We start from the raw sequence: 25,350 nt of genomic DNA on the forward strand, positions 1-25,350 counted from the left end.
GTTATCACAATGATACGTTCATAAACAAAATTATTTTTCCTATACAAATATAGCCGCGAATAATGCGGGTAGGAGGTGTTGTACATTTTTGTTCGACACTTACAAAAAGAGAGTGTCAATCGCACGCCCTTGAAGGGCCTTTTTTTGTGTAAATGGTAGTAAGGGAGGAAATTTTGGGATGGCAATGTTGAAAAAGTGGCTGCTTACGTCGTTAATGGCAGTGACACTTGTATTTGTTTCTTTTGCGAATACAGTACATATTACGTTTGCTGAAGAAAATACAGCAAAACTTGCAATTATTGGGGAATCACAAAAAGGCATTATGTTATGTCCGAAAGAAGAGCAAATTAAAGATGGGGAAACAGCTTTAAGTTTGCTGCAAAAGGTCATGGGGGACAAGGTAGAATCTGAAACGATGTCGTTTGGAACATATGTAAAAGGCATCGATGGCTTAATGGCCGGGGCTACAAGTGGTTGGACATACGATGTAAATGATACATCTGCACAAGTTGGGGCAGATAGTTATAAATTAGAGTCTGGTGATGTTGTTGTATTCCGTTTTGTTTCAGACTGGAGCAATATGAGCCAGGAAACATTGAAAGAAACGTTAGATAAGTTCGGGACTTGTAAAACAGAAGAACCTAACGGTGGCAAAACAGAAGAACCAAAATCAGAAGGTCAAGATGATAAAACGCCAGATGGGAAAAACCAAGGCGACCAAGACGGTAAAACGCCAGATGGGAAAAATCAAGGTGACCAAGACGGTGAAAAACCAGATGGAAAAAACCAAGGTGACCAAGACGGTAAAACGCCAGATGAGAAAAACCAAGGTGATCAAGACGGTAAAACGCCAGATGGGAAAAAAACAGAACAACCACAGCAAGAGAACATTCAAGATCCAAGTGCACAATTAAACGAAGCCATTTCTAAAACATCAGATAAGATGTTACAAGATGGAATTGAAAGTGACTGGGTAGCTGTAGCGCTTTCTCGTTCTGGAAAGAATGTGCCAATTGAGGCAAAATTAAATTATGTTAAGTCAGTAACTGAAAAAGTAGAAAAGCGTATTAACCGTTTTTCAGCGACAGATTTAGCTAGAACAATTATTATGATGAATGCAATGAATGCAGACCCTAAAAATGTAGGTGGACATAATTTAGTTCAAAAATTGTATGAGTCAGATAAAGTGAATTCTGTTACAGGTTATGCATTTGCTTTACTTGCATTTGATACGAAGAAGTATGAGATTCCAGTTGAATCAAAATGGAACAGAGTTGCTCTAGTGGAAGCACTGTTAAATAATCAGCATACAGACGGTGGATGGACTTATAATAGTTCAGGTAGTAAAGATAGTGCTAGTAGCGTTGATGTAACAGGTATGGTTTTATCAGCATTAGCTCCTTATCAAGAGCGATCAGATGTGAAACCAGCTATACAAAAAGCTGTTGCTTATTTATATAACGAACAGCTGCAAAATGGTGGTTTTTCAGCTGATGGACAAGAAAATTCAAATAGTACTGCGCAAGCAATTATTGGATTATCGCTTGTTAAAGATGTAGATCAAAACCGTCTTCATAAGGCAATACAAAACCTATTATCATATCAACTTTCAAATGGTGAATTTAAATGGTTACCAAGTGATCAAAATGGTAACGGAATGGCTACAGAACAGGCTCTTTTAGCATTACTTCAATTTAAGGAAATGGGAAAATCTATTTATGATTGGTCTAATGTAGACGTTGGTGATGTAATTAAGCCAAAACCGATTGAAGAGCCAGAAAAGGTCGTTGAACTAGAAAATAACGTAGTAGAAAAAGAAGTTACTGAAGAACCGAAAGAACAAGACCAAGTACAACAAGAAACAAAAGATGAAAATCTAAAAGTAGTTGTAGATAACGAACCGGTTAAGAATAAAAAAATCGGAAACGGTAACAGTCTACCAAAAACAGGAGCATCTTCTCATAGTGCAGCAACAGAAGTAGGTATGGGTGTATTATGTATTGCTTCTGCATATGTATTATGGAGACGTAAAGCAGCTTAACAAAAAATTAGGAGCAATTATTTGCTCCTAATTTTCGTATGAAAGGTGAGAGATAGGATGAGTAAGGTGAAATGGTTCATTTCTTTACTGCTTTCGCTCGGGCTACTTGCCGGATGTGAAGAGGCAGCTGTAAAGCCTGAGAAGAAGGTAGAACCGAAGCAAGAAGAGGTAGCGAAACAAGAAGAACAAAAAGATGAAGCGAAGCCGGAAGAAAAAACAGAAGAAAAGCAAGCTGAATCAGAGCAAAAGCAGCAAGAAGAGCAGAAAGAGAAACAAGAACAAAAAGTAGAAGAGAAGCCGAAAGAGGAAAAGCCGCAGGCACAACCAGAGGTAAAGAAAGAAGAGAAACAACAGGAACAACCGAAAGAACAGCCGGCTGTAAATAAGCAACCAGAGCAGCAACAAGCACAAGAAGAGAAACAACAACCGAAAGCACCAGAAGTAAAAGAAGAAGCAAAGGTTGTGAATCAGCCGAAAGAAACACCGAAGCAGGAGCAAAAGAAAAAGTCAGAAGAGAATAATAGTGTACCAGCTCCACCAACACCGGTACCACCACCAAACCCAGTGCCACCACCAGTACCACCACCAGTACCACCACCAGTACCACCAGTACCTAAAGCAAAACAAGTAACAATCTCGGTAAAAGGAAATAACGGATATATAATGGGTGCGAAAAAGATGGATGTACAAGAAGGCGATACAGTGTATAAAGTATTGCAACGTACAGGATTAGATGTTGATGCAAGCGGATCTAGAGATAGTATTTATGTAAAAGGTATTAATGATTTATATGAAAAAGATATTGCGGATACTAGTGGATGGAAATATCGTGTGAACGGTGCTTTTCCAAACCATAGTGCTGGTGTAGCTACGGTAAAACCAGGAGATACAATTGAGTGGGTATACGTATTACAATAAGAAAGGCATTCGGTAAAGGGCTATGAAAATAAGTTTTTCTTCTTTACATCCTTTTGTGAATTTTTTCTATTATATCGGGGTGATGATACTATGTATGATGTGTCTTCATCCTCTTTTTTTAATTGGAGCAATACTATTAATTGTTATTTTAAATGTGATGCAAGGGAATAGCGAAAAGATAAGAAAGATGTTACCAAGCACAATTATTTTCTTTTTTATGGTCATTTTATTTAATTCGTTATTAACGCATAGAGGCCGAACGACATTATTTTGGTTAGGTGATAGCCGTATTAAGCTTGAGGCGATTATGTTTGGAATAGTAATGGGGTTATTACTAGTTGCAGTTATGTTTACGTTTGCGTCATACAATGATATTATTTCCAGTCATAAATTTTTATATTTGTTTTCAAGAATTTCACCGAAAGTTGCATTGTTAACGATGATTACAGTGAGATTTGTTCCTTTGTTTATAAGGCAATTAAAGAAAATCACACTCGTTCAAAAGACGAAAGGTGTGCAGGTAGATTCAGGTTCGATAATTGAACGCGTCAAAAATGGTATGCAATTGCTGCAAGTATTATTAATTTGTTCATTGGAAGATGCACTGCAAACGGCAGATTCTATGCAAGCTCGTGGATTTGGTGTAACGAAACGTACGACATATATTCGCTATAGAATGGAAAAACGAGATTGGTATACGCTCAGTTATTTAAGTATTCTATTTATAATTGCTATCATATGTAGTACGTATGGCGGAGGAAAGTTAATCATTTATCCGAAAGTCGAATCTATTTTATTTCAGCAATACGATGGGATGATGTTTATCGTATTTACGATGTTTATTAGTTTGCCAATTATAATGGAAGGAAGGGAATGGTTATGGTGGCGCATGCAGAAATAAACAATTTATCATTTGTATATGCTGATGAAAACGAAAAAGCGTTACAGCATATTTCTTTTTCTGTTCAAAAAGGAGAGTTTATTGCACTTGCCGGCGGATCAGGATCCGGGAAGACGACTTTATTAAAACATTTTAAAAAAGAATTACTTCCAATTGGTAAGCGTACTGGGGATACATATTATGATGGTACTTTATTAGAAAATGTACCTGATTTGTTATCTGCTCAAGAAATTGGTATGGTATTTCAAAATCCAGAAAATCAACTCGTAATGGATACAGTTATTCAAGAATTAGCATTTTCTTTAGAAAATATTGGGTTACCATCACATATTATTCAAAAACGAATAGCAGAGCTTATTAGCTTTTTAGGATTTCAAGATTTATTGCATCAATCTGTTCATACGTTATCTGGTGGGCAAAAGCAACTTGTTAATTTAGCTGCGGTATTAGTTATGCAGCCGAAATTGCTATTATTAGATGAACCGACAGCGCAGTTAGATCCAATTGCTGCAAAAGAGTTTTTAGGATTATTAAAACGGATTAATGAAGAACTTGGAATTACGATTATTTTAAGTGAACATCGTTTAGATGAAGTTATCCCGCTTGCAACACGCGTTGTTTGTATGGATAATGGCTGTATTATGTATGATGGTAGTCCTAAAACTGTTATTACGAATATGTGGGGAGTAGAAACATTCCGTCCATTTATTCCGCAAATTCCAAGGCTATTTTTAGAGTGGAATGTGAGAGATATTCCGTTTACGGTGCGAGAGGCGCAAATGAAAATGAATAATTTTTCAGCGATATCATATGTAAATGAGCTAATAGCACAAAGTGAAAAGCAAGAGGTAATTTTAAGCGCAGAGCATATTTCGTTCCAGTACGAAAAAAATAGTCCGCTTATTTTACGTGATTTATCAGTTTCGATTGAAAAAGGAAAATGGGTAGCGCTCGTTGGAAAGAATGGGACAGGGAAGTCTACACTGTTAACGCTTTTAGCTGGTTTGCAAAAAGTGAGAAGAGGGAAAGTAAAGTGGAATGGGAAAGTGATACATAAAATTGATTCGAAAGAACGATTTAAAAGTATTGGGTATGTATCGCAGCATCCATATTATCATTTTACATTTGATACAGTGTGGGATGAGGTGTATGAACGTGCACGTGAATTATACGGAGAACAAGGAAAAGAAATAGCAGAAGATACGCTAAAACAGTTTTGGTTGTATTCGCTTAAAGAACGCCATCCGCACGATTGTAGCGGAGGAGAGCAACAATTACTTGCGTTATGTACGACATTATTATCAAAGCCAACTTTATTATTACTGGATGAACCGACAAAGGGGCTAGATCCGTGGAAGAAAGAAAGAGTAGGAGAGCTATTTAGGAAGCTACAAAAAGAAGGTACAACAATTGTAATGGCAACGCATGATATTGAGTTTGCAGCGAAATACGTGGATCAATGTATGATGTTATTTGATGGGACAGTCATTATGAATGATGCACCGAAAGAATTTTTTAGTGGTAACTTCTTTTATACAACATCTATTAATCGATTCATTCGAAAAGAATTACCATATGCATTAACGTGGGAGGATGTGTACGAAGCGTGTCCAAACGATATGTTGCATTTATAATATGTATCTTTGCAGTAATAATCGGCACATTACTTCTTACGACACTTGTTATGGACGGTTATTACATGTTAAGTAGTTTGTTTTTATTAGTTGTTATTATGTTACCTTTCTATATCCGTTTTGAAAGGAAGGCGTTTGTTTCACGTGAAATTGTTCTCGTTGCTGTATTAGCGGCAATTGCAGCAGTAAGCCGGGTGCCATTTTCTATTTTACCAAGTGTACAACCAACTTCTTTTGTCATTATCGTTTCTGCAATTGTATTTGGAAGTGAAACTGGTTTTATGATTGGTGCTACAGCAGCAATCATATCCAATATTTTTTTAGGACAAGGTCCATGGACACCGTGGCAAATGTTTTCATGGGGCATGATTGGTTTTATAGCAGGTCTACTTCGTAATACATTTTTTATGAAAAAGCTATGGGGAAGACTTCTTTACGGAGTAATTGTTGGCTTTTTATTTGGCTGGATTATGAATTTCTGGGGCCTTCTCGGTTTTATACGAGAAGCAACGTGGGAAACTGTCATTTCGTATTATATCGCAAGTTTTTACTTTGATTTGAGCCATGCGATTTCGAATGTTATTTTCTTATTACTATTTAGTACTTCATGGATTACGATTCTTACAAGATTTAAAAAGAAATACGGTATATTAGATGAGCATAACGTGACATAGAAAAGCATACTCATATAAGGTAGGGTCGCGACTTACATATTCGTTTGCCTCTTTCATGCTTCTTACATATTGTAAGGAGCATTTTTTTGTCAAAAAATTGATTTAATATGCATCCGTTATTATATAAAATTATTTGTATAATGGTAGGTGAGAACTTTTTTCAAAAGTGAGGTGTATAGTTAATGAAGTTAGTTATTCCGAAGCAACATGGTGCATGGGCCATGCTTGTTATTCCTTTTTTATTAAGTGTCGTACTTGGGAAACCTACTATTTATCATATTCCATTGTTTTTAGCGTGGTTTTTTATCTATTTAGCCACGTATCCATTTCTTACGTACATAAAGCAAAGACGAAAAAAAGAGTTTTTACAAGCTACCATTGTTTATTTCAGCATTGCGTTCCTATTTGGGATGATTTCTTTATTATATGAGTGGCGAATTCTTTTATTCTTAATAGTAATGATTCCATTATTTATAGTGAATATGTATTACGCCCGTCAAAAAAATGAAAGAGCACTATTAAATGATATTTGTGCAATCATTGTGTTTTGTATCGGTGGGTTAATTAGTTATTACTTTTCAATGAAGCAAATCGATCATACAGCTTTATTCATTGCACTTATTTCATTTTTATACTTTTTAGGTAGTACGTTCTATGTGAAAACGATGATTCGTGAAAAAAATAACCCGAAGTATCGTCTTATATCTTGGGGATATCATATCTTATTAACGATAATTGTATTTGCGATTAATCCGTGGTGTTCTCTTATTTTTATACCAAGTGTCATTCGAGCAATTGTGTTGTATGGCAAAAAAATTTCTATTATAAAAGTAGGAATTTTAGAAATTGCTAATTCTGTATATTTTTTAATCATAACGGCAATAATTATGAAGTATGCCATTTGAAAAAACTTCCCATCAATAGATGGGAAGTTTTTAATCTTTTTCTAAAATGTGAACGGTGTACTCGCAACGTTGAATAGCTTGTTCAACAGCATAAAGTGATTGTTCAATACGAGCGCGATTAAAATCTTTTTCAACTGTTTCGAGCGCTTCTTCTAAACAATTTTTAGCTTCTTGTAATGATTGAAAAGAATCTTGTACATATCCGCGAGCATTTTGATGCATTTCATAATCCTCCTTGCATGTTCGTATATGGGTAGTATGAACAGTAAGGAAGAAAATATAATTTGTTATATTTATTATATTTGTTTGACAATTAAAGTGGAATTACGTATAGTAAGAATTAAGTGAATATTTTCTTATCCAGAGAGGTGGAGGGACTGGCCCGATGAAACCCAGCAACCGCGATGCAGGTGCTAATTCCAGCAGAACATATTTGTTCTGGGAGATAAGACGAAGATATATACGTAACTTCTTCTTATCGGAGAGGTTTTTTTATTGCAAAAAAACCGATTACGAAAATTTATATTAAGAAGAAAGGGGTTGCGCATTACTGTGACACTCGAAAAATACGTAAAACTGCGTAGTACAGTTTATGAATATATGATAGAGCAAGATAAGCCGATATCATTGTTAGATATTCAAGAACATATCGTTTCGCATCATGAAGGAAAATTCACGAAAAAGATGTTGCATCAATTTTATTTATCAAGATTATTAGACGAACTAAAACTGGATGGGAAAATTACATTAGCTGATGAATATCTCTATGCTGAAAAAGGTGTATTGTATAAGGCGAGAAAAGGGAGCTAAGCTCTCTTTTTTTCTTAAAATAACGGAGTATGTAGAGTAAAAGACTGCTAAAGCAGCCTGATACAGGGAATGGTGTTGAGTGTGTAGTGTCAAAAATTGAATGTGCCTGAAAGAGGCAATTCATATCGGCTGCAAATGAAAAGAGACACCTTCGCCGAATAGGTGTCAGTCGTTTTGTCACGTAGACTTGCTACTTAACAGTAATTAGAATAACATGCAGGATTTTTGAAGTCAAAAGGGAATTAAAGGAAGGGGTACAATTATGTACGCTTACTTATTAAAAGATATAACGAAATGGATCCCAAAGTACATTGTAGATAAGGGATATGAATATTATGAAGATGGGCATGTAGAAGATGTTGAAATACAAGATAAAAAAGTGTTTGCTTTCGTTACTGGAAATGCAGGGAATTATGAAGTAGTTATCGATCTCGAAGATTTTTCAGAAAGTAACTGTGAGTGTCCCTATGAAAATTATTGTAAACATATGGTGGCAGTTGTTTATGATATTCAAGGTGCTGGTGAGAGTGCAGTTAAAGAGAAACTGAAAGATTTAAAAAAAGAAGAGTTACTTATATTATTAAATCGATTGTTGCAAAGTTCGAAAAACGTACAAATTGTAGAGAAGTTATTAAAGAAGGAGAAACTTTAACGTATAGAGGGAGTTGTTTTGTAGTGAACGTACTAATTATATATGCTCATCCTAACCCTTCAAGTTTTAACGCGGCGATTTTCAATCATGTGCAAAAAGGACTACAGGAAACAAATCATTCAGTTACCGTACTTGATTTATACAAAGAACAATTTGATCCAGTCCTCGTATTTAATGAAGAGAAGAAAAGACGCGATTTAGTAAATGAAGAGGAAACAGCTCGGTATAGAACGTTAGTAGAAGAAGCAGATACACTTCTATTCATCTATCCAATATGGTGGTGGGGGATGCCAGCAATTTTAAAAGGATTTATCGATCGTATTTTCGTAGCTGGATTTGCTTATAAATATGAAGGGGCTCTGCCGAAAGGATTATTGCAAGGGAAAAAAGCATGGGTTATTAATACGTTAGACTCGCCTCTATGGTACGTCGCATTGTTATATCGATCAGCAGATTGGATTATGATGAAGAGAGGTATTTTACGTTTTTGTGGCATTCGCGATATAAAACGGTCAGTGTTTCAATCTGTGAAAACGAGTAAAGTATCAAAGCGTGAGAAATGGTTATTACAAATAGAAGAAAAGGCTCGTGCATTATGAATGAAGTCGATCGTATTATAAACTGTGTTCAGTATGATGGCGAACTTTTTCGGAAGTATGTTACGTGTTTACTTCAATTGAAAAAATGCAGCGAAACATTTCAGCAAATTCAAATAGAGTTAAGAAATGATTATTTAATAAGAGGAATTTGTGAAAGAGAAGTTGATCAGGTAGTACGGGGAAGTAAAGAATATGAAATGCATTTTCTTCCTAAAGTATTACAGTGGAATTTTTTGAGGGAAAATCCACATCTAATTGAAAAAGTGTGCGAAGATTTTTTTGCATTTGAGTCATTACATCTTACGGAGTTAGAGTGGGAGAAGATTATAAATTTCATGGGAAATAATTGATTTATTATGTAAAAAAGCTAGTATAAAACTAGCTTTTCGTTTAAATAAATAAGAAGCATAGACTAATGATAAAACCCGCATATAGTAAGTTCACAACACAAAATCCCATAATGTCACGAGCACCTAAACCAGCTATCGCTAATGCTGGTAATGCCCAGAAAGGTTGAATTAAATTCGTCCAAGCATCGCCCCATGCAATTGCCATTGCTGTTTTTGCAGCAGGTACACCAAGTTCAGCGCCAGCTGGAATCATAATTGGTGCTTGCACAGCCCATTGACCGCCGCCAGATGGAACGAAAATGTTAACAATGCCAGCACTTAAAAATGTAAAGAGCGGAAAAGTCGTTTCATTTGAAATGCTAATAAAGAAATTAGAAATAGCTCCTCCAAGTGAAAGTCCTTCACTATTTGCTCCAATCATCATGCCCATAATTCCTGCGTAAAACGGAAATTGAAGTAAAATGCCAGAAGCACTTTTCGTAGAGTCTGAAAAAGCACGAATATACTGAATCGGAGTACGGTGGAAAATAAGACCTGCAATTAATAACATAAAAATCACGATATCGAGAGTAAGGTTAAAACCTTTCGTATAAAAGTAATTGAAAATATAAATGAGACCTAACAATCCAACGCAAAGTGTAATAATAATGCTATTTTCCATCTTTTCAGCGAACGTATTTTTTTCTACTTCTTGAGCAGCAGCTTCTTCATGGAACACGCTAGGATCTACTGTAATCGTATGTTTTTCATCTGGATGCATCGCTTTATTAATGAGAGGCATCGTAATGAGAAAAATAATAACTGGAACGAGAGCGTATGGTGAGAATAACGTTTCTGTTATTGGAATCGCCTCTTTAATACTTCCAGCAGTCGTTTTAATTAACGTTTCACCGCCTGTTGCTAACGTAAGAGGAATAGAGGCAGAAAGACCGGCATGCCAAATGAGAAATCCAGAGTAAGAAGAGGCGATTGCTAGTCTATAATCTAATCCGTCCAGCTGCCTTGCCACTTCTTTTGCGTATAAAACAGATACAACAATTCCAAAGCCCCAGTTTATGTATGCACCGAGTAAACTTACAATTGAAATGGCAATAATGCCTTGTCCAATTGTTTTTGGTAGTCTGGCAGCTTTCGTTAATCCTTTTTTAATAAGAGGAGCATTTGCTAAAGCAGATCCAGTCACGAGTACAAGTGCCATTTGCATAGAAAAGGCGAGGAGTCCCCAAATTCCATTACCCCAGTGATTAATCATTTCTACAGGTGTTTGGTGAGTCGCAAACATACCAAAGAAGATAACGAAAACAGTTAGTAAACATGATAAAATAAACGGTTCTGGCAAGAAGCGTTGCACTAAGGCGACGCAACCATTTGTAAAGGAACGAAACAAAATAGATCAACCTCCTTATGTATATGTATTACAATTATTCGAGGTTGTTTAGGAGATAACCTTCAATGTAAAGAAAATTCAGATATTTATAGAGCGGTAATTTATTGATAGATTGATATAGAGCCTCGTATCAAATTCTGCTTTTAATATACTAGAAGAAAAACGGTTGGAAATGGGGTAGCACTTATAGGGATAGTATAGAGAAAGGTTACTAGCTGGCTTCAAAGCAACTGTTGCAAAGGGAGAGGAGATTCAATACAATAGTGTTGCATTACATGAGAAATATGTTTTAGCACAAATCTAGCTAAAAATGTTTATACAAATACATTTAAAATTGATGGGGGAATTATGATCAAAAGTTTTTATCTTTTAAAGCCTAAAATGTTTACGGCAGATATATATTATAAAGTTTTTATTACAGGTGACTGTATATATTTTATAAAGATTGGCGGACAGTTTCATAGCCGACATGCTTATAAAAAACAATTACCTGGTATTTCAGAGCTATTGTTTTTGTTTTGGTTCAAAAAAATTGAGAAAAAACAATTAAACTTAGAAACTGAAATAGATGCAAAAATACATACTGGCGATGTACATGAACTCTTGCAATTAAAGAATAACTTTTCAATTGAAATAAATATAATTGAAGAGGTACTATTAAATAAACGAGGAACGTTTCATACAGGTTTTAATGATAATGGAACAATTTCCTTTATGTTAAAAAATGATCAAAAAATAAAGTTCATCATACCGGAAGAAACTTTATTTTCATCTATAGAAGAAATTTTCGACCAATATGAACAGACAATCTTTGTAAGGGAAGTGTTTTAATACATTCTCCAAAAGATGTGGGTGTATTAGTTAAACGCTCAATTAAAATTGTAACCTGCTTATAAAATTTTCGATAGGTGTATTTTAGGTAATTGTTTTTTCAATCTTTTCTAATAACGAAAAGATAATTGGTATAGTAGTGTAAATAATGTACTGTAATGAAAAAGCTTCCACTACTGTGGAAGCTTTTCTAAATGATGTGCAATATCAATATACATATTTGAATAAACCGAATGTATTTCATTACTTGGCGTTGCGTTAGAAGAGAAATGAACGATTACCATATTTGCTTTCGGATCGATGTAAAGTGTTTGTCCGTAACTACCTAACACTTCGAAAGCACCTTGTTCATTGTGGGGAATCCACCATTGATTATGATAAGAAATAGAAGCGCCAATACTAATTTCAAGTTCACCTTCTTGTACATTTTTTACACTTTCTGTAATAGAAGAAGGGAGAATTTGTTTTCCGTTATATTCCCCGTTGTTTAATAGTAATTGCCCGAATCTCGCCATATCTCTAGCAGTTGCATTTAAGCCAGCGCTTGCTTGTTCTATTTTCATTTCATCTGTAACGTAATACGCGTTTTCTTCCATACCAATTTGAGACCAAATTCGTTCGCTTACATTTTCAGCTAGTGATTTACCAGTAATAGTTCTAATAATCCAAGCAAGCGTTTCTGTTGATCCGTTATTGTAAGAAAAGGAAGAACCAGGCGGTGCAGTTTCTTCGGCTTCCCGTAACATATCATAAATTTTCATCGGACCGTCGTAATTTTTGCCGCGGGGTAAAATATTGCTAGCTAAATATAATTGTGCATCTTGATTTTCTAGCCCAGGTTGCTCATATCCATGAGTAGGATATTCAGCTGAAACTTGCATGTCCATTAATTGCTGAAGTGTGGCATTACCGAACGGTGTGTTTTTTAATTCTTTTATGTAAGTGTCAGCTGTTTTTTCTAAGTCAATACGTTTTTCTTCAGCGAGAGATTGTATAATTGCCCCGGTAAAGACTTTTGCTAATGATGCCATACCATGAGGTTCATTCTGTTTATACCCATTGAAATATCGTTCGTAAACAAGTTGTCCATTATGTACAACGACAAAAGCATCTGTTTTGTTATCGTCTAAAAGTTTTTTTAGAGGAGTTGTATTTCCGAATCTACGCTCCACAGCAAAATCATCTAAGTTTTGCAATGCGGAAGGGAAGTGAGCAATTTGGTCAGGGTTGTTTTTTACGTTATTAACTAAAGTGAATTCTTTCATATGTGTATACGACCAACGTAAGTAAGGGTCATTTAACCAGTTTTCTTTTGTCACATTATGTTTTGATGGGGTCGTTTTATTATGTTTGAAGTAAGTAAACCCAAGCCCTGTAATTACAAATATGAATGTTAGTATAAGTAAGAGTAGGGGAGATTTTTTTAGTTTCATATATGGCCCTCCTTTTTATTTCTACTATAAGTATACGCTCGTCTTGAAAGAAATACAAAATAAGGAAAGTAAACGGGGAAGTTTACTTTCCTTATTAACGTTAAGCGGAAATTTTTCCGTCTGTAGGTTGTTTCTTGAATTTTTGTTTTCGTCCGTGTAATCCGTAATATAAAAGTAAAGTGAACGCAACGATAATAGCTGCGATAAAATACATATTATGATAACTGGATTTCGCTGCGACAATACCTAAAATGAAAGAACCAAAACCAATACCACTATCAAAGAATGAAAAATACGTAGCTGTCGCAGAACCACGTCTATGGTTTGGGGCGGCAGAAATTGCAATCGTTTGGAAACTCGGAATTAATGTTCCGTAACCTAAACCGATTAGCATACCTGCGCCAAGGAACCAAAATGAAGTTTGTGCTTGGCTTAATATGAACATTCCGATTGTGAAAATAATGATTGCAGGGTAAACGAGTACATTTTCACCGAAGCGATCAAAAATCTTTCCTGTAAATGGACGAGAAATGACAACAACAAGTGCGTATACAATAAAGAAGTAACTTGCAATTTCACTTAAACCGAGTTCTTTCGCATAAATAGGAATAAAGGATAAAATACCACTATAAGAAAAGGCTAAAACAAATCCTGTAAGTGCAATCGGAATAGAAGATGGTTCGATTAAGTCTTTCCATTTCATTTTTTCACGTTTTTGTTTGCTAACAGGTGCTTCGTGAGGAATATCGACAAGTAGCCCTAATAAAAATGCAAGTAATGAAAATACGGAACAAACGATAAATAACACAGTAAACGAAAAATGAGAAATAATTGTTAAACCTAAAAAAGGACCAATTACCATTGGCAGACTCATAAATACGCCGAAATATGCAAGTGCTTCGCCTCGTCGATGAGCTGGCGCAACATCAGTTACAATCGTACCAGTAGCTGTCGTTGCCATCCCGAACCCAATACCGTGTAAGAAGCGAAGGGCAAGTAATAAGAATAAACTTTGCGCACCGAAATACATAACAGTAGCGGCTAAAAATAATGAAAGTGAAATAAATAATATTTTCTTTCTTCCTAAATCATCGAGCCATTTTCCTGTGAATGGTCTACATAAAACAGAAGAAATAAGAAACACAGTTGCAACTAAACCAATTTCCTCAGGTTTTCCTTTTAGGCCGTCTATTACATAGACAGGCAGAGTAGTCATAAGCATGTAAAATGTTAAGAAGAGAAATAGACTACTAAAACAAGTTCCGAGGAAATCCTTCGTCCAAAGTTTCTCACTTTGCATCGTCATCCCTCCAATTTAATCTAAATTTTTAATAATTTGTTGTAACATTTGAAATGCTTGATGTAAATCATCTTCGTTAATACCTTCTAGCGTTTTTTCTTCGAAAGTGTCAACTTCTTCTTGCCATACTGGAATCATCTTTATCGCTGTTTCGGATAAAGAAATAAGCTTCTCGCGGCGATCTTTACCTTCTGTACGAATAATCCATCCCATCGTTTCCATACGTGTTAACGTACGAGTCATCGTTGGTGATTCAACATTTAAATACTGGCATAATTCTGTTTGCGTACAAGAACCAGTTTGATTAATGCGGAAAATAACAGCCCATTGCGCACTAAATAACCCTGTTGGAGATACACGTTCATTAAATTTCTTCGTAAACTTTCGAGAAGTCTGGCTGACGATGTGAAAAAAATGTTGTTTTTCGTCCATGTATTTTGATCCTTTCAAATTAGTTATCTAGCTAACTATATACTTTTTTATAATAATTGTCTAGTAATAGACATGTTGATTTATGTAAAAAATTCTTATAGGTTTTATGTTGCGAACGTATATTCTACGTGCTATTCTTTAATTAAGTAAAGAATTTTCTTTCTATTAAATAGAATGGGGGAACTTGTGATGATTAAGCCTGCAACAATGGAGTTTGTTTCACTATCGAACGGAGAAACGATTGCATATCAGGAAGTTGGAAGGCGAAATACAGATATTCTTGTACTCATTCACGGGAACATGACATCGTCACAACATTGGGATTTAGTCATTGAAAAGTTGCAAGATCAATACCATATTTACGCTCTTGATTTAAGAGGGTTTGGACAATCAACGTATAATCAGTCCATAGATTCATTACAAGACTTTGTAGAAGATATAAAATTATTTATCGACGAGTTAAAGCTAGAGAAATTCTCATTAATGGGCTGGTCAATGGGCGGTGGCGTTGCGATGCAATTTACAGCGAACCACCCAACTTTTGTAGAAAAGTTAATTTTAGTAGAATCAGTAGGAATGAAAGGATACCCAATCTTTAAAAAAGATACGAATGGGCAGCCGATTGTATCAAGTTTAGTAAAGACGAAAGAAGAAATTGCGCAAGATCCAGTACAAATCGCTCCAGTATTAGACGCGATAAAAAATATGAACAAACTATATTACCGTACAGTATGGAATCTATTAATATATACACATAATCAACCTGAACCGGACCGTTATGAAAAGTATTTAGATGATATGTTAACGCAACGTAATTTCGTAGATGTGAATTATGCGCTCATTACATTTAATATTTCAGATGAACATAACGGGGTTGTAGGGGGAAGTAAGCAAATTCATCGTATTAAAGCGCCAACACTCGTCATACAAGGTGATAGAGATTATGTCGTACCGCAAGTAGTCGGTGAGGAATTAGCGAAACATTTGCCAAATGCAGAGTTGAAGGTATTAGAAGATTGCGGACACTCGCCGTTTATTGATTGTTTAGATGTATTTATAAAACATGTAGAGGATTGGTTAGAACAGAAATAATCCCCGAAATGAGAAGTGTTGCATATACTATAACATTTGTATGTATAAGGGGAGATTATCAATGCATAAACCATCCTTAATCGCTTATTCGCCATATAATCATCATATCTATACAAAAATAATGATAGATCCGATGTATATGCAAGTTTCACCAGCTGTAGTTCCTTTACAGATGCAGCAGCCACTAACAGCTCATATGCAACATTACTTATATGGACCTTCATTTTATGAAGATCCATATTTTAAACACTTTCATTACAATGTGAAAGCGCAAGTTTGGGAAGGATAGGAAGCTAAAAGGTTCATTCTTTTAGCTTCTTTTTTATTATGAATATTCGTACACGCATTTGCAGAAACAGTTTATAATGAAAAGTGGAAGCGTGAGAAGGAGAGGGAAAGGGATGTCAATGCGTTTTACTTTTTGGATTATGGTTGGGATTGTAGCAATCTCGGGTTTGTCACAAGGAATGCTCTTACCTGCCATTGCAATGATTTTTGAACAAGAAGGGGTTAGTTCAAGTATTAACGGTATTCATGCAACGGCATTATACATTGGGATATTAGTTATTTCGCCGTTTCTTGAAAAACCGATGCAAAGGTTTGGAATGAAGCCAATTATCGTTATAGGTGGGTTTCTCGTTATTATTTCATTATTCTTTTTTACACAAACATTTTCGTTTTGGGTATGGTTTATCCTTAGATTTCTAGTTGGAGTCGGAGATCATATGCTGCATGTCGGAACGCAAACGTGGATCACGACAACATCAGACCCAAGTAAAATAGGGAGACAAGTATCGATATACGGTGTATTCTTCGGAATTGGTTTTGCTGTTGGTCCGTATTTAGCAAGCACTGTGCAGTACGGTCTTGCAACACCATTTATTATATCTACTATACTTTGTTTAATAGGTTGGCTTTTACTACTTCCAACAAAAAATGCATTCCCAGCGCAAGATGAAAGAGAAGTGAAGAGTGAATCATCATTTTCTCGTTATAGACAAGTTGTTGGATTAGGATGGATTGCGTTACTAGGACCACTTGCATATGGCGTACTTGAGGCGATGTTAAATAGTAACTTACCAGTATACGCGCTTCGTAAAGGGTGGTCTGTTTCAGATGTATCCTTCTTATTACCAGCATTTGCAGTTGGGGGTATTATTACACAAATTCCGCTCGGTATATTGAGTGATAAATACGGAAGGGATCGTATATTAACGTGGACGTTTAGCATAAGTACGGGCATTTTTCTACTTGCCGCCGTATTTGATCAATATTACTGGATCGTCTTTGCCTGCATGCTTTTAGCGGGTATGGTTATTGGATCGTGCTTCTCTTTAGGGCTTGGATTTATGACTGATTTATTACCGAGACACTTACTACCAGCAGGTAATATATTATCCGGAATCGCTTTTAGTTTAGGAAGTATTATGGGACCTGTATTAGGCGGCGTATTTATAGAAAAAATACAGTATACAAGCTTTTTTATTGCGGTTATGATTATAATGGGAATTCTCGCAATGTTATATATGGTCTACATGAAAAATCAATTCGCATCAAGAAAAATAGAAAGTAGGTTAGGGCATGACAAAACAACCTAATAAAAAGAAATTTGAAGTACTTGAAAATGAAACAATTACAGACTGCTTAGCACGTATGGAACAAGAAGGCTACGCTCCGTCTCGTCGTATGGAAGAGCCAATCTTTCATGAAGTAAAGAAAGACGGCAAAACAGTAGTTGAGCCGTGCGGTAGGAAGATTGTTTTTGAAGGGAAATTGAAGTAATCCAATAACAAATTCTCTTTATAGTATAGAGCCATCCAATAGTTGGGTGGCTTGTTTTTTTATTAATCAATGAAGGAATTGAATAGAATGAATCTCTCGTTCATTTCTCCTAATTGGCTTCTTTATATGGGGCAAAAGATTGCTACTTTTTTCGTATATTGGTAAAATAAGTTCTTGGGTCTTACTTATTGTTATCGGTATAATGTTTGTCGCTTGAATGAAAGAAATTAGTTACAAAAATTTCGCACTATGCAAAGGGGTACAGCAACGATCCCTTTTTTGGAGGCACCTTAAACATAAAGCGAGAGAAGAGGCTATATGAACGATTCTCCTATCTTGTTTAAATATTAAACGAGTTATTGCAATTGGAATAGGTATATCAAACTAGTCGACATCCTGATGGATTATGTTTTTCTAGCAATCTATCAATTCTGATGGAATTGATAGATTGCTAGAGAATGGAAAATGATTATCTGTATATTCCGAAGTAAATGTAACAGAGTGTCCTTCCATAATTAAGGGTAAAACCAAAATACGTTGTTTTAAAGAATGATTTGTTAGAACTGGTTATAAGTAATAAAACAGAAAAGAGGATCACATGTTAGATACTTTACAGAGAAGTAAAAAGTTTTTTTTATTATGTCTTATTTTTTTAGTGCTTTTAACTGCTTGTGGTAATACAGATGTTAAGACATCTAAAGCTTCATTACCACCGGCTGAATCTAATATAGATACATCATTAAAAGCACCAAATTGGGTAGAGAAGAGTCCTATCCAACAGTCTCCTAATTTTACGGAAGATAAAAAAGTAAAATCGGTTGTGAATTTAATAGCAACGGGTGATAATTTATATCATGACGCAGTAATTAAAGATGGCAAACAAAAAGACGGTTCATATGATTATAACTATATTTATGAAAATATCAAAAAAGCTGTTAAATCAAGTGATCTTGCTATCGTGAACCAGGAGACTCCAATTGCAGGAAATAATCTAAAAGTACAGGGATATCCGACTTTCAATACACCTGAAGAAGTAGGACAATCTTTAGTGGACACTGGATTCAATATAGTGACTCAAGCGACAAATCATGCTATGGATATGGGTATTAAAGGTGTTGCGAATACAAGAGAATACTGGAAGAAATATCCGGATGTTATCCCAGTAGGCATGAATGAGAGTCAAAACGAGCGTAATGAAATAAAAACGATTACAAAAAATGGTATTCGCTTTGCGTTACTAAATTATACATATGGTACGAATGGAATTAAAATTCCGGCTGATAAGTCTTGGGCTTTAAATTTAATTGATAAAAAAGCGATACAAAATGATGTGGAAAAGGCAAAGAGTAGCTCTGATATGGTGATTGTTATGGTGCATTGGGGAGTAGAATATACCTCAACACCTTCAAAGCAACAAAAAGAAGTTGCTCAATATTTAACAGATTTAGGTGTAGATGTAGTAATTGGAAATCATCCACATGTAATTCAACCAATTGAGTGGAAACAAAATAAAGAGGGACATGAAACGCTAATCTATTATTCTCTTGGAAATCTTATTTCTGCGCAAGAAAAATTAGAAACATTGGTTGGAGGATTATCTTATGTACAATTTGTTAAGTATGAAGATAAAACTTTTGGTATACGACAAGCGGCAATCGTACCGACAGTAACCGACTACGCTGATGGTAAGAAACAATTTAAAATTCAATTTTTAAAAGATTATTCGGATGAAGATTCTAAAAAACATGGAATTAAAAAATTTGTCGGCCCCGTTTCTTTGAAGGATTTTAAGGAGATTCCTAGAGACGTGTTGGGAAATTGGTATAAAGACTAATAAACAAAAAGGGAATGAGATACAATTAAAAAATTTATAATTTTAGCATTGGTATTGGCAATGGGATGGAGTCTTGCTGCTTGTAGTGGAAAGCAAACATCTCAGGAAACTACTAATAATAACGATAAAAATAAAAAAGAGATACATGCGAATAAAAAAGATGTTTTACCTATCTCTGATCCTAATGATTGGAGAATTATTCTTGTAAATAGAGAGCATATGTTATCAAAGGAACTAGGAATTGAATTAACAAGTATTACCCAAAATGCTAAGCCGAATATGAAAATAGATAGTAGAATTGCAACTTCCTATCAGGATATGGTAGCAGCTGCAAAAAAAGAGGGAATCAATCTTTATTTAAGATCAGGTTATCGAGCTATAAAATTACAACAAACCTATTATGATGCTTCAGTTAAAAGCTATAAATCTCAAGGCTTGTCGGATAAAGAGGCTAGTGCTAAGGCGTTGGAATATCTTCAGTATCCTGGTGCAAGTGAACATCATACTGGATTAGCGTTAGACATTATTTCAGTTGAATGGCAGAATACTGTAGAAGATTTAAATGCAAAATTTGAAACTACCGATGCATTCAAATGGTTAGATAAGAATGCTGCAGAGTATGGATTTACTCTCCGCTATCCAAAAGATAAAGAGAATATTACTGGCATTAAGTATGAGCCATGGCACTATCGTTATGTAGGAAAAGAAGTTGCTGTTTATCTAAAAGAAAAAGGGTTAACTTTAGAAGAATATAACGAAAAAATTAAGTCTGGTAAGTAAAAATATGCTTTAATTTTATTAAACATTATGCACTGCTACAGGAAAAGGTGAATCTGAGGATGTGTTAACCTTCCGCCTAGTATTGTAAAAACTGAGTATGATAATTTGAGCACGTATGAACCAGTTATCGTGTAAAAAGATGTATGTATTAAGAAATTAAAGTTGAGGATCTGATATTCATATCAGATCCTTTTTCTATCGTTCTTTAAAGAGCGACTGAGCCAAAATATTGGAATGAATATAGAAACAAAACAGCCCAAGGAATAGTATAACGAATCAGGGAGCCTACTCGTACGCTTCATTGGGATTATCCAGAAATAGTTGTTTATGAAATAAGAAAGAACTGGTCTTACTCTCAAGCAAGGATTTAATATGAATGAATTGGATAAAAGGTAGTAATAAAAAACACTGCGCCTGGCAGTGTTTTTTATTATTTCTGCACATAAATACATAGTCATATTGATTAAAGTTTCACTTTATTGAAGAAAAATGCGAAAGCCATTCATAAAATATGGAAATGTTAAAATCCCTTTGATAAAATAGCAATATGTAAAAATAATTATTTGTTAATTCTTAATGTAATGAATATTCATGTTTAAATATACGAATTTAACTACATAGTTATTGTGCTAAAGGGGGAGAAAGATGTTAGATGAATTGTACAATGCTTTTTTAAATGCGTCTGGTTTTACAGAAAGTGCGAGGAAACGAGATCGGTATGATGATTTACACGATTATTTAAAAGATAAAGAAAGAGAGTTAAAGCAATTCATTCAAGAGGCTGAATCAGCAAAGAGAGAGTATGAGAGTAAAAGTAATGGTTTAGAAGCTAATAAAATTCCAGCAGTTGAATTTGAACAAAAACGTCATGAAAAGGATGAAGAATTACATACATTAGTATCCTATTTTAAAAGTGCATTAAGCGATATTGGATCTGCAAAAAGTACAGCTTATGCAAAGTATTTGGAATATAAAGCGAAAGCAGAATCGGAGAAAGCGTCAGCATACGCTGCAGCGACCAAGGCTTTTGAAGAAAAGAAAAAGGAAATTGAAAAACTTATCCATTAAGTATACAAAGAATGGAGGGAACGAACATGAGTGGTAAAGAGGTTGAAATTATAGGAAGTAACACTGCAAGTGCCATTTCTTACGCACAAAACATTGAAAATGGTATGAAGGATTCTTTAAACCAAGCGAAAGACTTAAAAGCATATGTCACAGGTGCGAAATGGAATGGAAAAACGAGAGATGCATTTTTAAGTTATCTTGATTTGATCATTCAATATAATTCAGAAATGGTAGAGGCATTTGAAGGACATACGAAAGCTTTGAAAGAGTTAGATAAAAGCATTCAAACGTACGGAGATAAATCGGAAGTAAGGGCGATAAAACAATTGTGATGGAGAAACGAGGGATAAAAGAATGGGGAAAGAAATGAGTTTTGCACCTGCTGAATTATATGTTCTCGCAGGTGCAGCTGGGGTTACCGATATATTTGGATTGCCAAACCGTGACGCAATTATTTTACTTGATGCAGAATGTGTCACGAAAGCAACTACGAGTTTAAAAGAAAAAGGCCTACTTACAAGTGAAAATGGAATTACCCCTGCAGCTTTTCAAATAATTGAACTATTAAAGGAATATGAAAATTGTCATGAATACACGAGAATGAATAATGTATTAATTGGCTTTTTAAAAGAGGATAAAGACCGAGTGGCTGTATTAACGGAAATAGAGCCAAATAAAAAATACGAGATCGACTACATACCAAAGCCAGACGTATATTTTTCATTATTAACACGCATCCCTTTCTTATTGAGAGAACCGAGGGAAATAGAAGATACATTTTTCTCAAAGAGAATGACAGAGGCAGAACAACAAACATTTGAGGAAAAAGATTTATCAAATAAAGACGTTATAGCGATAGAAACGTATACGAGGCCTCGAAGTAATAGAGGAGGAAAATGGGAATGTTTCTTATATTTTACTGAAGGAGAAGATTTCGTTCAAATAGATGTAGATCGTAATCGATATGACTGGGTGAGCCTCTATGCGGTTAATAAGAAATTGTATGACGTGTTAAAAATGCCATATAAAAAGTTAATTGACCCGAGACAATTCTCGTTAGGAGGTATTCAATAATGCAAGTATCAATGGGAGATAGTGGTTCTGGTGGTGGAGAAGAAGTATTAGTTAATTTTCAAGAACTACTAGATATAGTAATGAAGTTAGAAAATATATATAAAATCCATGTAGACGTCATTGGAACGAATATTGAGAGTTTATTAAGCTGTGATTTTTATCAAAAAGGTGAAGCGATGAGAGTAATTGAAAAATATCCTGATATATTACACAAAACACTAGAATTGGCTGAACACTATTCTAGGTCAGCGACAGTTGTAGGGAATGTATGTGTAGAAATGCTTGAAAAGGACGAACAATTACGTGAAATATTAAGTAAGTTGTAGAAATCACCATACGGCTGGGGGGATGAAAACGAGATGGATGTGAAATATAGACCTGAACCATGGCAAAACATGGGAGATGGTATGAATCGAATTACAAAAGATGCACTCATGAAATTACGGGAAGCAAATGAATCATTAAAAAGAATTGATGGAAGAATACGAGATTTAGACTCGGATGGTAGTATACATTTTAATCCTAAAGATCAATCGCAAAAAATCGGGGAATTACTTGATAGTTATACGACATTACAAAAATATTGCGGAGAAGCAGGGCGATTAGTCTCTGAACATATAGATAAACCTTTTTTAGTAGAAATGGATAAATTCGCTCAAAAAGTGAGAGATACATCTATTCTCAGTTTTGAAACAAATAACCGAATTGGCTCCACAACAACGACAGTATTACCAGGTGCGCATGCGGGCTACGGAAGTGTACCACAAACAATACAGAAGAAGAAAGATAAAATAACAGTAGAAGATATTTTTAGAGATTCTCCTGCATTTGATAACGTACTTAGGGCAGAATACAAAGAACTAAAAAAACAAAATCCAGATGCAAAATTAAATTATGAAGAATACAAGAAAGTAGTCCCATCCACACGAGGATTTGAATACAAATCGATAGAAGATGAACAGAAAAAACTAGAAATGGTGCGAGACATAGGAATAGGCGTAGGAATCATCATCACAACAATCCTTTGTCCACCACTCGGGGCCGCTGCCGCAGTAGTATACGGAGGTGTACAAATAAAAAGCGGTATCGACGGAGAAGACTGGGGAACACACCGGAAATTGAGCCAAGAAGAGCGGGTAGGAAACATCATTTTTGGTGGATTAGACGCAATCCCAGTTGTTGGAGCAGTAGGAAAAGGAGTAAAAGCATTCAAAGGGACGAGTGAATTAGCTGATTTAGCCAAATTATTAAAATTCAAAGAAGGAATGCCTGGTTTTAATCCAAATTTGGGTAAAAATGTGGTACAATCATTGCGTGATAATAAAGCTATTATGCTTGACCGTTTGAAACTAGCGAGCCTTAAAATGGAGAAATCCGGAAATGAAAAGATGTATCAATTTGGCGAAAAAATAGCCAAAAGCATAGATGATAGGACAGCCAAATCGGCAAGTTTTGAAGTTGATGGAAATGGCTTACTAATATCTAAGCAAGGTGGTACAGATTTCCAAAGCTGGGTGAATAAGCATCATACAGAAAGTAATAAGATTATAGATGATAAGATTAAGGGTGTAGAGGCTTCTCTTGCTAGTAAGGGTACGGGTGAAGGTAGTACAAAAGTTAAAAAAACTGATAGTTTGTATAAGAGAAGTAGTTTTAGAAAAGGTACTCGTGTTAAAGCAGAAAGTGAAGCACCAAAAAATGCAACAGGAAAAATGATTTGTCCTACGTGCGGAAAAGATATTCCAGATAGTATTACCATTAATACTAAAAATGGACCAGTAAAAAGAATTGGATATGACTTAGATCATTATCCAGATACTTGGGCAGAAAGAGTTGTAAGTATGAAAACAGGTGAAGTAAAACCAACACGAAAAGAAGTATTGGATGAATATAATGCTCGACTAAGGGTTCAATGTCATGAATGTAATATAAGTCATAAATTTGAAGGAATAGAAGGAACATATAAAGGGGAGATAAAAGAATGATAAATTACGGAGAGCTTTATTATGACCATTATAGTAAATATTTAGGTGATCCAATAGACCGAGAGGTTTTTAAAAATAATGAAGAGCTTCCGAGTATGCAAATTTTAAAATATGAAAATGTATTTGAAGAATGTTTAGTTTTTAATACACTTGGACTCAGTAAATATGAAGAAATAGTAGGGGATAATGTTGAAATTTCAATGGTAGTTGATGGGGCATTTAATAGTACAGGGTATATCCTTGCAAGTGCTTTATTTTATTGTATAGGTAATGGAATAGAAATAGGACGAGGAACAGCAATTAGTGGTATTGAAAGTATTGATAAATCATTTGTTCAAAAATATAATAAAAGTGCAGTTTACTTTACTGAACCATTCGCTTTTCCAGAAGAATATGGTGATGTACGTACTGGAAGTGAAGATCAAGATGGTAAAATTTTGTTAGCATTCTTTATTTCCCAGTCGGAATATGAATGTTTTGTAAAATACGGAACAGAAAAATTTGAAGATTTGTTAGAGGAAAATAACGTAGATCCTTTTAATGTTAGCAGGAAATCTATAATTTGAGGGTTAATTAGTATTGAAAGGTATAGACAATTAGGGTTAGAAATTAAAGAATTCACATAAGACAAGTAAACGAAAAAGAATTTATTTTTGAAGTGGAAAGAATAAGAATAAGCTGTTAAAAAGTAAATACTCCATGATGGTTGTACCATCATGGAGTATTGTGTGCAATGATAGAATAGAAAACGAAGTACGAGCTTAGGCGATATGACATTTTACATGGTGGTGAATATAAAAACATGAGATGGACATAAAACTAACGAACTCGTACAAACTCGTAAGTTTTAACGTAGTAGTTGCCACGA

The 25,350-nt window shown here is 35.0% G+C and carries 28 protein-coding genes and 1 riboswitch; of the genes, 23 read left to right on the plus strand and 5 right to left on the minus strand.

Annotated elements, in window-relative coordinates; genetic code table 11:
• Positions 1-178: 178 nt before the first annotated feature.
• From MHI28_RS00245 to MHI28_RS00270, 6 genes are all read left to right on the plus strand, one after another.
• Positions 179-2,041 carry a DUF4430 domain-containing protein gene (locus MHI28_RS00245; RefSeq protein ID WP_001241067.1) on the plus strand — a complete coding sequence of 621 codons (1,863 nt, stop codon included), beginning with the start codon at positions 179-181 and terminating at the stop codon, positions 2,039-2,041.
• A 57-nt stretch (positions 2,042-2,098) separates the two neighbouring features.
• Positions 2,099-2,959, plus strand: coding sequence for a DUF4430 domain-containing protein (locus MHI28_RS00250; protein ID WP_340827538.1), 861 nt, complete (start codon positions 2,099-2,101; stop codon positions 2,957-2,959).
• A 22-nt stretch (positions 2,960-2,981) separates the two neighbouring features.
• Positions 2,982-3,860, plus strand: coding sequence for an energy-coupling factor transporter transmembrane component T (locus tag MHI28_RS00255; RefSeq protein ID WP_002162724.1), 879 nt, complete (start codon positions 2,982-2,984; stop codon positions 3,858-3,860).
• Entirely contained in the window at positions 3,833-5,494 is a 1,662-nt protein-coding gene (locus MHI28_RS00260) for an ABC transporter ATP-binding protein (RefSeq protein WP_142287143.1), read from the plus strand. The genes MHI28_RS00255 and MHI28_RS00260 overlap by 28 nt, the downstream gene beginning before the upstream one ends.
• Positions 5,467-6,168, plus strand: a complete 702-nt coding sequence (locus MHI28_RS00265) for an ECF transporter S component (RefSeq protein ID WP_000044909.1) — start codon at positions 5,467-5,469, stop codon at positions 6,166-6,168. The genes MHI28_RS00260 and MHI28_RS00265 overlap by 28 nt, the downstream gene beginning before the upstream one ends.
• A 182-nt stretch (positions 6,169-6,350) precedes the next feature.
• Positions 6,351-7,073, plus strand: coding sequence for a YwiC-like family protein (locus MHI28_RS00270; RefSeq protein WP_000779996.1), 723 nt, complete (start codon positions 6,351-6,353; stop codon positions 7,071-7,073).
• A gap of 30 nt (positions 7,074-7,103) precedes the next feature.
• Here the strand turns inward: MHI28_RS00270 and MHI28_RS00275 are convergent, their stop codons facing one another.
• Positions 7,104-7,295 (minus strand): hypothetical protein, encoded by a 192-nt coding sequence (locus tag MHI28_RS00275; protein ID WP_000554032.1) that lies wholly within the window; start codon positions 7,293-7,295, stop codon positions 7,104-7,106.
• 131 nt (positions 7,296-7,426) lie between these two features.
• A riboswitch (SAM riboswitch) is annotated at positions 7,427-7,525 on the plus strand.
• A 100-nt stretch (positions 7,526-7,625) separates the two neighbouring features.
• On the opposite strand from MHI28_RS00275, the gene MHI28_RS00280 reads away from it, so the two are divergent.
• The 4 genes from MHI28_RS00280 to MHI28_RS00295 all read left to right on the plus strand — a co-directional run bounded on the left by MHI28_RS00280 (position 7,626) and on the right by MHI28_RS00295 (position 9,484).
• Positions 7,626-7,883 (plus strand): hypothetical protein, encoded by a 258-nt coding sequence (locus MHI28_RS00280; protein ID WP_000171476.1) that lies wholly within the window; start codon positions 7,626-7,628, stop codon positions 7,881-7,883.
• A 262-nt stretch (positions 7,884-8,145) separates the two neighbouring features.
• Positions 8,146-8,535, plus strand: coding sequence for an SWIM zinc finger family protein (locus MHI28_RS00285; protein ID WP_000271530.1), 390 nt, complete (start codon positions 8,146-8,148; stop codon positions 8,533-8,535).
• 23 nt (positions 8,536-8,558) lie between these two features.
• The gene (locus tag MHI28_RS00290) at positions 8,559-9,134 is read left to right on the plus strand and encodes an NAD(P)H-dependent oxidoreductase (protein WP_001101572.1); all 576 of its coding nucleotides are present in this window, start codon (positions 8,559-8,561) and stop codon (positions 9,132-9,134) included.
• On the plus strand, positions 9,131-9,484 hold the full coding sequence (locus MHI28_RS00295; RefSeq protein WP_001006476.1) for a hypothetical protein: 354 nt from the start codon (positions 9,131-9,133) through the stop codon (positions 9,482-9,484). The genes MHI28_RS00290 and MHI28_RS00295 overlap by 4 nt, the downstream gene beginning before the upstream one ends.
• Positions 9,485-9,524: 40 nt before the next feature.
• Here MHI28_RS00295 and MHI28_RS00300 read toward each other — a convergent pair whose 3' ends face one another.
• Positions 9,525-10,871, minus strand: a complete 1,347-nt coding sequence (locus tag MHI28_RS00300; RefSeq protein ID WP_000490007.1) for a short-chain fatty acid transporter — start codon at positions 10,869-10,871, stop codon at positions 9,525-9,527.
• Positions 10,872-11,219: 348 nt separating this feature from the next.
• Here MHI28_RS00300 and MHI28_RS00305 point away from each other — a divergent pair, with 348 nt between their 5' ends.
• Positions 11,220-11,702: a hypothetical protein gene (locus MHI28_RS00305; protein ID WP_000597306.1), complete on the plus strand. Its 483-nt coding sequence runs from the start codon at positions 11,220-11,222 to the stop codon at positions 11,700-11,702.
• Positions 11,703-11,875: 173 nt separating this feature from the next.
• Here MHI28_RS00305 and MHI28_RS00310 read toward each other — a convergent pair whose 3' ends face one another.
• The 3 genes from MHI28_RS00310 to MHI28_RS00320 all read right to left on the minus strand — a co-directional run bounded on the left by MHI28_RS00310 (position 11,876) and on the right by MHI28_RS00320 (position 14,867).
• Positions 11,876-13,135: a serine hydrolase domain-containing protein gene (locus tag MHI28_RS00310; RefSeq protein ID WP_000768733.1), complete on the minus strand. Its 1,260-nt coding sequence runs from the start codon at positions 13,133-13,135 to the stop codon at positions 11,876-11,878.
• Positions 13,136-13,235: 100 nt separating this feature from the next.
• Positions 13,236-14,435, minus strand: coding sequence for an MFS transporter (locus MHI28_RS00315; protein WP_001190320.1), 1,200 nt, complete (start codon positions 14,433-14,435; stop codon positions 13,236-13,238).
• 15 nt (positions 14,436-14,450) lie between these two features.
• Positions 14,451-14,867, minus strand: coding sequence for a MarR family winged helix-turn-helix transcriptional regulator (locus MHI28_RS00320; protein WP_000343679.1), 417 nt, complete (start codon positions 14,865-14,867; stop codon positions 14,451-14,453).
• Positions 14,868-15,056: 189 nt separating this feature from the next.
• Here MHI28_RS00320 and phaZ point away from each other — a divergent pair, with 189 nt between their 5' ends.
• The 12 genes from phaZ to MHI28_RS00380 all read left to right on the plus strand — a co-directional run bounded on the left by phaZ (position 15,057) and on the right by MHI28_RS00380 (position 25,048).
• The gene (phaZ, locus tag MHI28_RS00325; protein WP_000594885.1) at positions 15,057-15,959 is read left to right on the plus strand and encodes an intracellular short-chain-length polyhydroxyalkanoate depolymerase; all 903 of its coding nucleotides are present in this window, start codon (positions 15,057-15,059) and stop codon (positions 15,957-15,959) included.
• A gap of 61 nt (positions 15,960-16,020) precedes the next feature.
• The gene (locus MHI28_RS00330; RefSeq protein ID WP_000549499.1) at positions 16,021-16,248 is read left to right on the plus strand and encodes a hypothetical protein; all 228 of its coding nucleotides are present in this window, start codon (positions 16,021-16,023) and stop codon (positions 16,246-16,248) included.
• Between the two features lie 112 nt (positions 16,249-16,360).
• The gene (locus MHI28_RS00335; protein WP_000062800.1) at positions 16,361-17,557 is read left to right on the plus strand and encodes an MFS transporter; all 1,197 of its coding nucleotides are present in this window, start codon (positions 16,361-16,363) and stop codon (positions 17,555-17,557) included.
• Positions 17,541-17,741, plus strand: coding sequence for an NETI motif-containing protein (locus MHI28_RS00340; RefSeq protein ID WP_000166303.1), 201 nt, complete (start codon positions 17,541-17,543; stop codon positions 17,739-17,741). Before MHI28_RS00335 ends, MHI28_RS00340 begins: the two co-directional genes overlap by 17 nt.
• A 598-nt stretch (positions 17,742-18,339) precedes the next feature.
• Positions 18,340-19,575 (plus strand): CapA family protein, encoded by a 1,236-nt coding sequence (locus tag MHI28_RS00345; RefSeq protein ID WP_000887594.1) that lies wholly within the window; start codon positions 18,340-18,342, stop codon positions 19,573-19,575.
• 48 nt (positions 19,576-19,623) lie between these two features.
• On the plus strand, positions 19,624-20,355 hold the full coding sequence (locus tag MHI28_RS00350) for a M15 family metallopeptidase (protein WP_000241993.1): 732 nt from the start codon (positions 19,624-19,626) through the stop codon (positions 20,353-20,355).
• A 645-nt stretch (positions 20,356-21,000) separates the two neighbouring features.
• On the plus strand, positions 21,001-21,423 hold the full coding sequence (locus tag MHI28_RS00355; protein ID WP_000883468.1) for a hypothetical protein: 423 nt from the start codon (positions 21,001-21,003) through the stop codon (positions 21,421-21,423).
• Between the two features lie 26 nt (positions 21,424-21,449).
• Positions 21,450-21,755, plus strand: coding sequence for a WXG100 family type VII secretion target (locus tag MHI28_RS00360; protein WP_000014535.1), 306 nt, complete (start codon positions 21,450-21,452; stop codon positions 21,753-21,755).
• Between the two features lie 22 nt (positions 21,756-21,777).
• The gene (locus tag MHI28_RS00365) at positions 21,778-22,497 is read left to right on the plus strand and encodes a DUF5081 family protein (RefSeq protein ID WP_000514121.1); all 720 of its coding nucleotides are present in this window, start codon (positions 21,778-21,780) and stop codon (positions 22,495-22,497) included.
• Positions 22,497-22,823, plus strand: coding sequence for a hypothetical protein (locus tag MHI28_RS00370; RefSeq protein ID WP_001198201.1), 327 nt, complete (start codon positions 22,497-22,499; stop codon positions 22,821-22,823). The genes MHI28_RS00365 and MHI28_RS00370 overlap by 1 nt, the downstream gene beginning before the upstream one ends.
• Before the next feature lie 33 nt (positions 22,824-22,856).
• Positions 22,857-24,482, plus strand: a complete 1,626-nt coding sequence (locus MHI28_RS00375) for a GH-E family nuclease (protein WP_000382751.1) — start codon at positions 22,857-22,859, stop codon at positions 24,480-24,482.
• Complete coding sequence (locus MHI28_RS00380) at positions 24,479-25,048, plus strand: suppressor of fused domain protein (RefSeq protein ID WP_000611567.1); 570 nt, start codon at positions 24,479-24,481, stop codon at positions 25,046-25,048. Before MHI28_RS00375 ends, MHI28_RS00380 begins: the two co-directional genes overlap by 4 nt.
• Positions 25,049-25,350 lie beyond the last annotated feature (302 nt).

Origin of the sequence: Bacillus sp. FSL K6-0268, from assembly GCF_038005425.1 — a bacterium.
Lineage (GTDB): Bacteria > Bacillota > Bacilli > Bacillales > Bacillaceae_G > Bacillus_A > Bacillus_A thuringiensis_S.

Bases quoted from the DNA above. Each gene is read 5' to 3' on its own strand.
- MHI28_RS00245 (WP_001241067.1), top strand. From the start codon at position 179: ATGGCAATGTTGAAAAAGTGGCTGCTTACGTCGTTAATGGCAGTGACA.
- MHI28_RS00250 (WP_340827538.1), top strand. From the start codon at position 2,099: ATGAGTAAGGTGAAATGGTTCATTTCTTTACTGCTTTCGCTCGGGCTA.
- MHI28_RS00255 (WP_002162724.1), top strand. From the start codon at position 2,982: ATGAAAATAAGTTTTTCTTCTTTACATCCTTTTGTGAATTTTTTCTAT.
- MHI28_RS00260 (WP_142287143.1), top strand. From the start codon at position 3,833: ATGGTTATGGTGGCGCATGCAGAAATAAACAATTTATCATTTGTATAT.
- MHI28_RS00270 (WP_000779996.1), top strand. From the start codon at position 6,351: ATGAAGTTAGTTATTCCGAAGCAACATGGTGCATGGGCCATGCTTGTT.
- MHI28_RS00275 (WP_000554032.1), bottom strand. From the start codon at position 7,295: ATGCATCAAAATGCTCGCGGATATGTACAAGATTCTTTTCAATCATTA.
- MHI28_RS00285 (WP_000271530.1), top strand. From the start codon at position 8,146: ATGTACGCTTACTTATTAAAAGATATAACGAAATGGATCCCAAAGTAC.
- MHI28_RS00295 (WP_001006476.1), top strand. From the start codon at position 9,131: ATGAATGAAGTCGATCGTATTATAAACTGTGTTCAGTATGATGGCGAA.
- MHI28_RS00305 (WP_000597306.1), top strand. From the start codon at position 11,220: ATGATCAAAAGTTTTTATCTTTTAAAGCCTAAAATGTTTACGGCAGAT.
- MHI28_RS00310 (WP_000768733.1), bottom strand. From the start codon at position 13,135: ATGAAACTAAAAAAATCTCCCCTACTCTTACTTATACTAACATTCATA.
- MHI28_RS00315 (WP_001190320.1), bottom strand. From the start codon at position 14,435: ATGCAAAGTGAGAAACTTTGGACGAAGGATTTCCTCGGAACTTGTTTT.
- MHI28_RS00320 (WP_000343679.1), bottom strand. From the start codon at position 14,867: ATGGACGAAAAACAACATTTTTTTCACATCGTCAGCCAGACTTCTCGA.
- phaZ (WP_000594885.1), top strand. From the start codon at position 15,057: ATGATTAAGCCTGCAACAATGGAGTTTGTTTCACTATCGAACGGAGAA.
- MHI28_RS00330 (WP_000549499.1), top strand. From the start codon at position 16,021: ATGCATAAACCATCCTTAATCGCTTATTCGCCATATAATCATCATATC.
- MHI28_RS00335 (WP_000062800.1), top strand. From the start codon at position 16,361: ATGTCAATGCGTTTTACTTTTTGGATTATGGTTGGGATTGTAGCAATC.
- MHI28_RS00340 (WP_000166303.1), top strand. From the start codon at position 17,541: ATGACAAAACAACCTAATAAAAAGAAATTTGAAGTACTTGAAAATGAA.
- MHI28_RS00345 (WP_000887594.1), top strand. From the start codon at position 18,340: ATGTTAGATACTTTACAGAGAAGTAAAAAGTTTTTTTTATTATGTCTT.
- MHI28_RS00355 (WP_000883468.1), top strand. From the start codon at position 21,001: ATGTTAGATGAATTGTACAATGCTTTTTTAAATGCGTCTGGTTTTACA.
- MHI28_RS00360 (WP_000014535.1), top strand. From the start codon at position 21,450: ATGAGTGGTAAAGAGGTTGAAATTATAGGAAGTAACACTGCAAGTGCC.
- MHI28_RS00365 (WP_000514121.1), top strand. From the start codon at position 21,778: ATGGGGAAAGAAATGAGTTTTGCACCTGCTGAATTATATGTTCTCGCA.
- MHI28_RS00370 (WP_001198201.1), top strand. From the start codon at position 22,497: ATGCAAGTATCAATGGGAGATAGTGGTTCTGGTGGTGGAGAAGAAGTA.
- MHI28_RS00375 (WP_000382751.1), top strand. From the start codon at position 22,857: ATGGATGTGAAATATAGACCTGAACCATGGCAAAACATGGGAGATGGT.
- MHI28_RS00380 (WP_000611567.1), top strand. From the start codon at position 24,479: ATGATAAATTACGGAGAGCTTTATTATGACCATTATAGTAAATATTTA.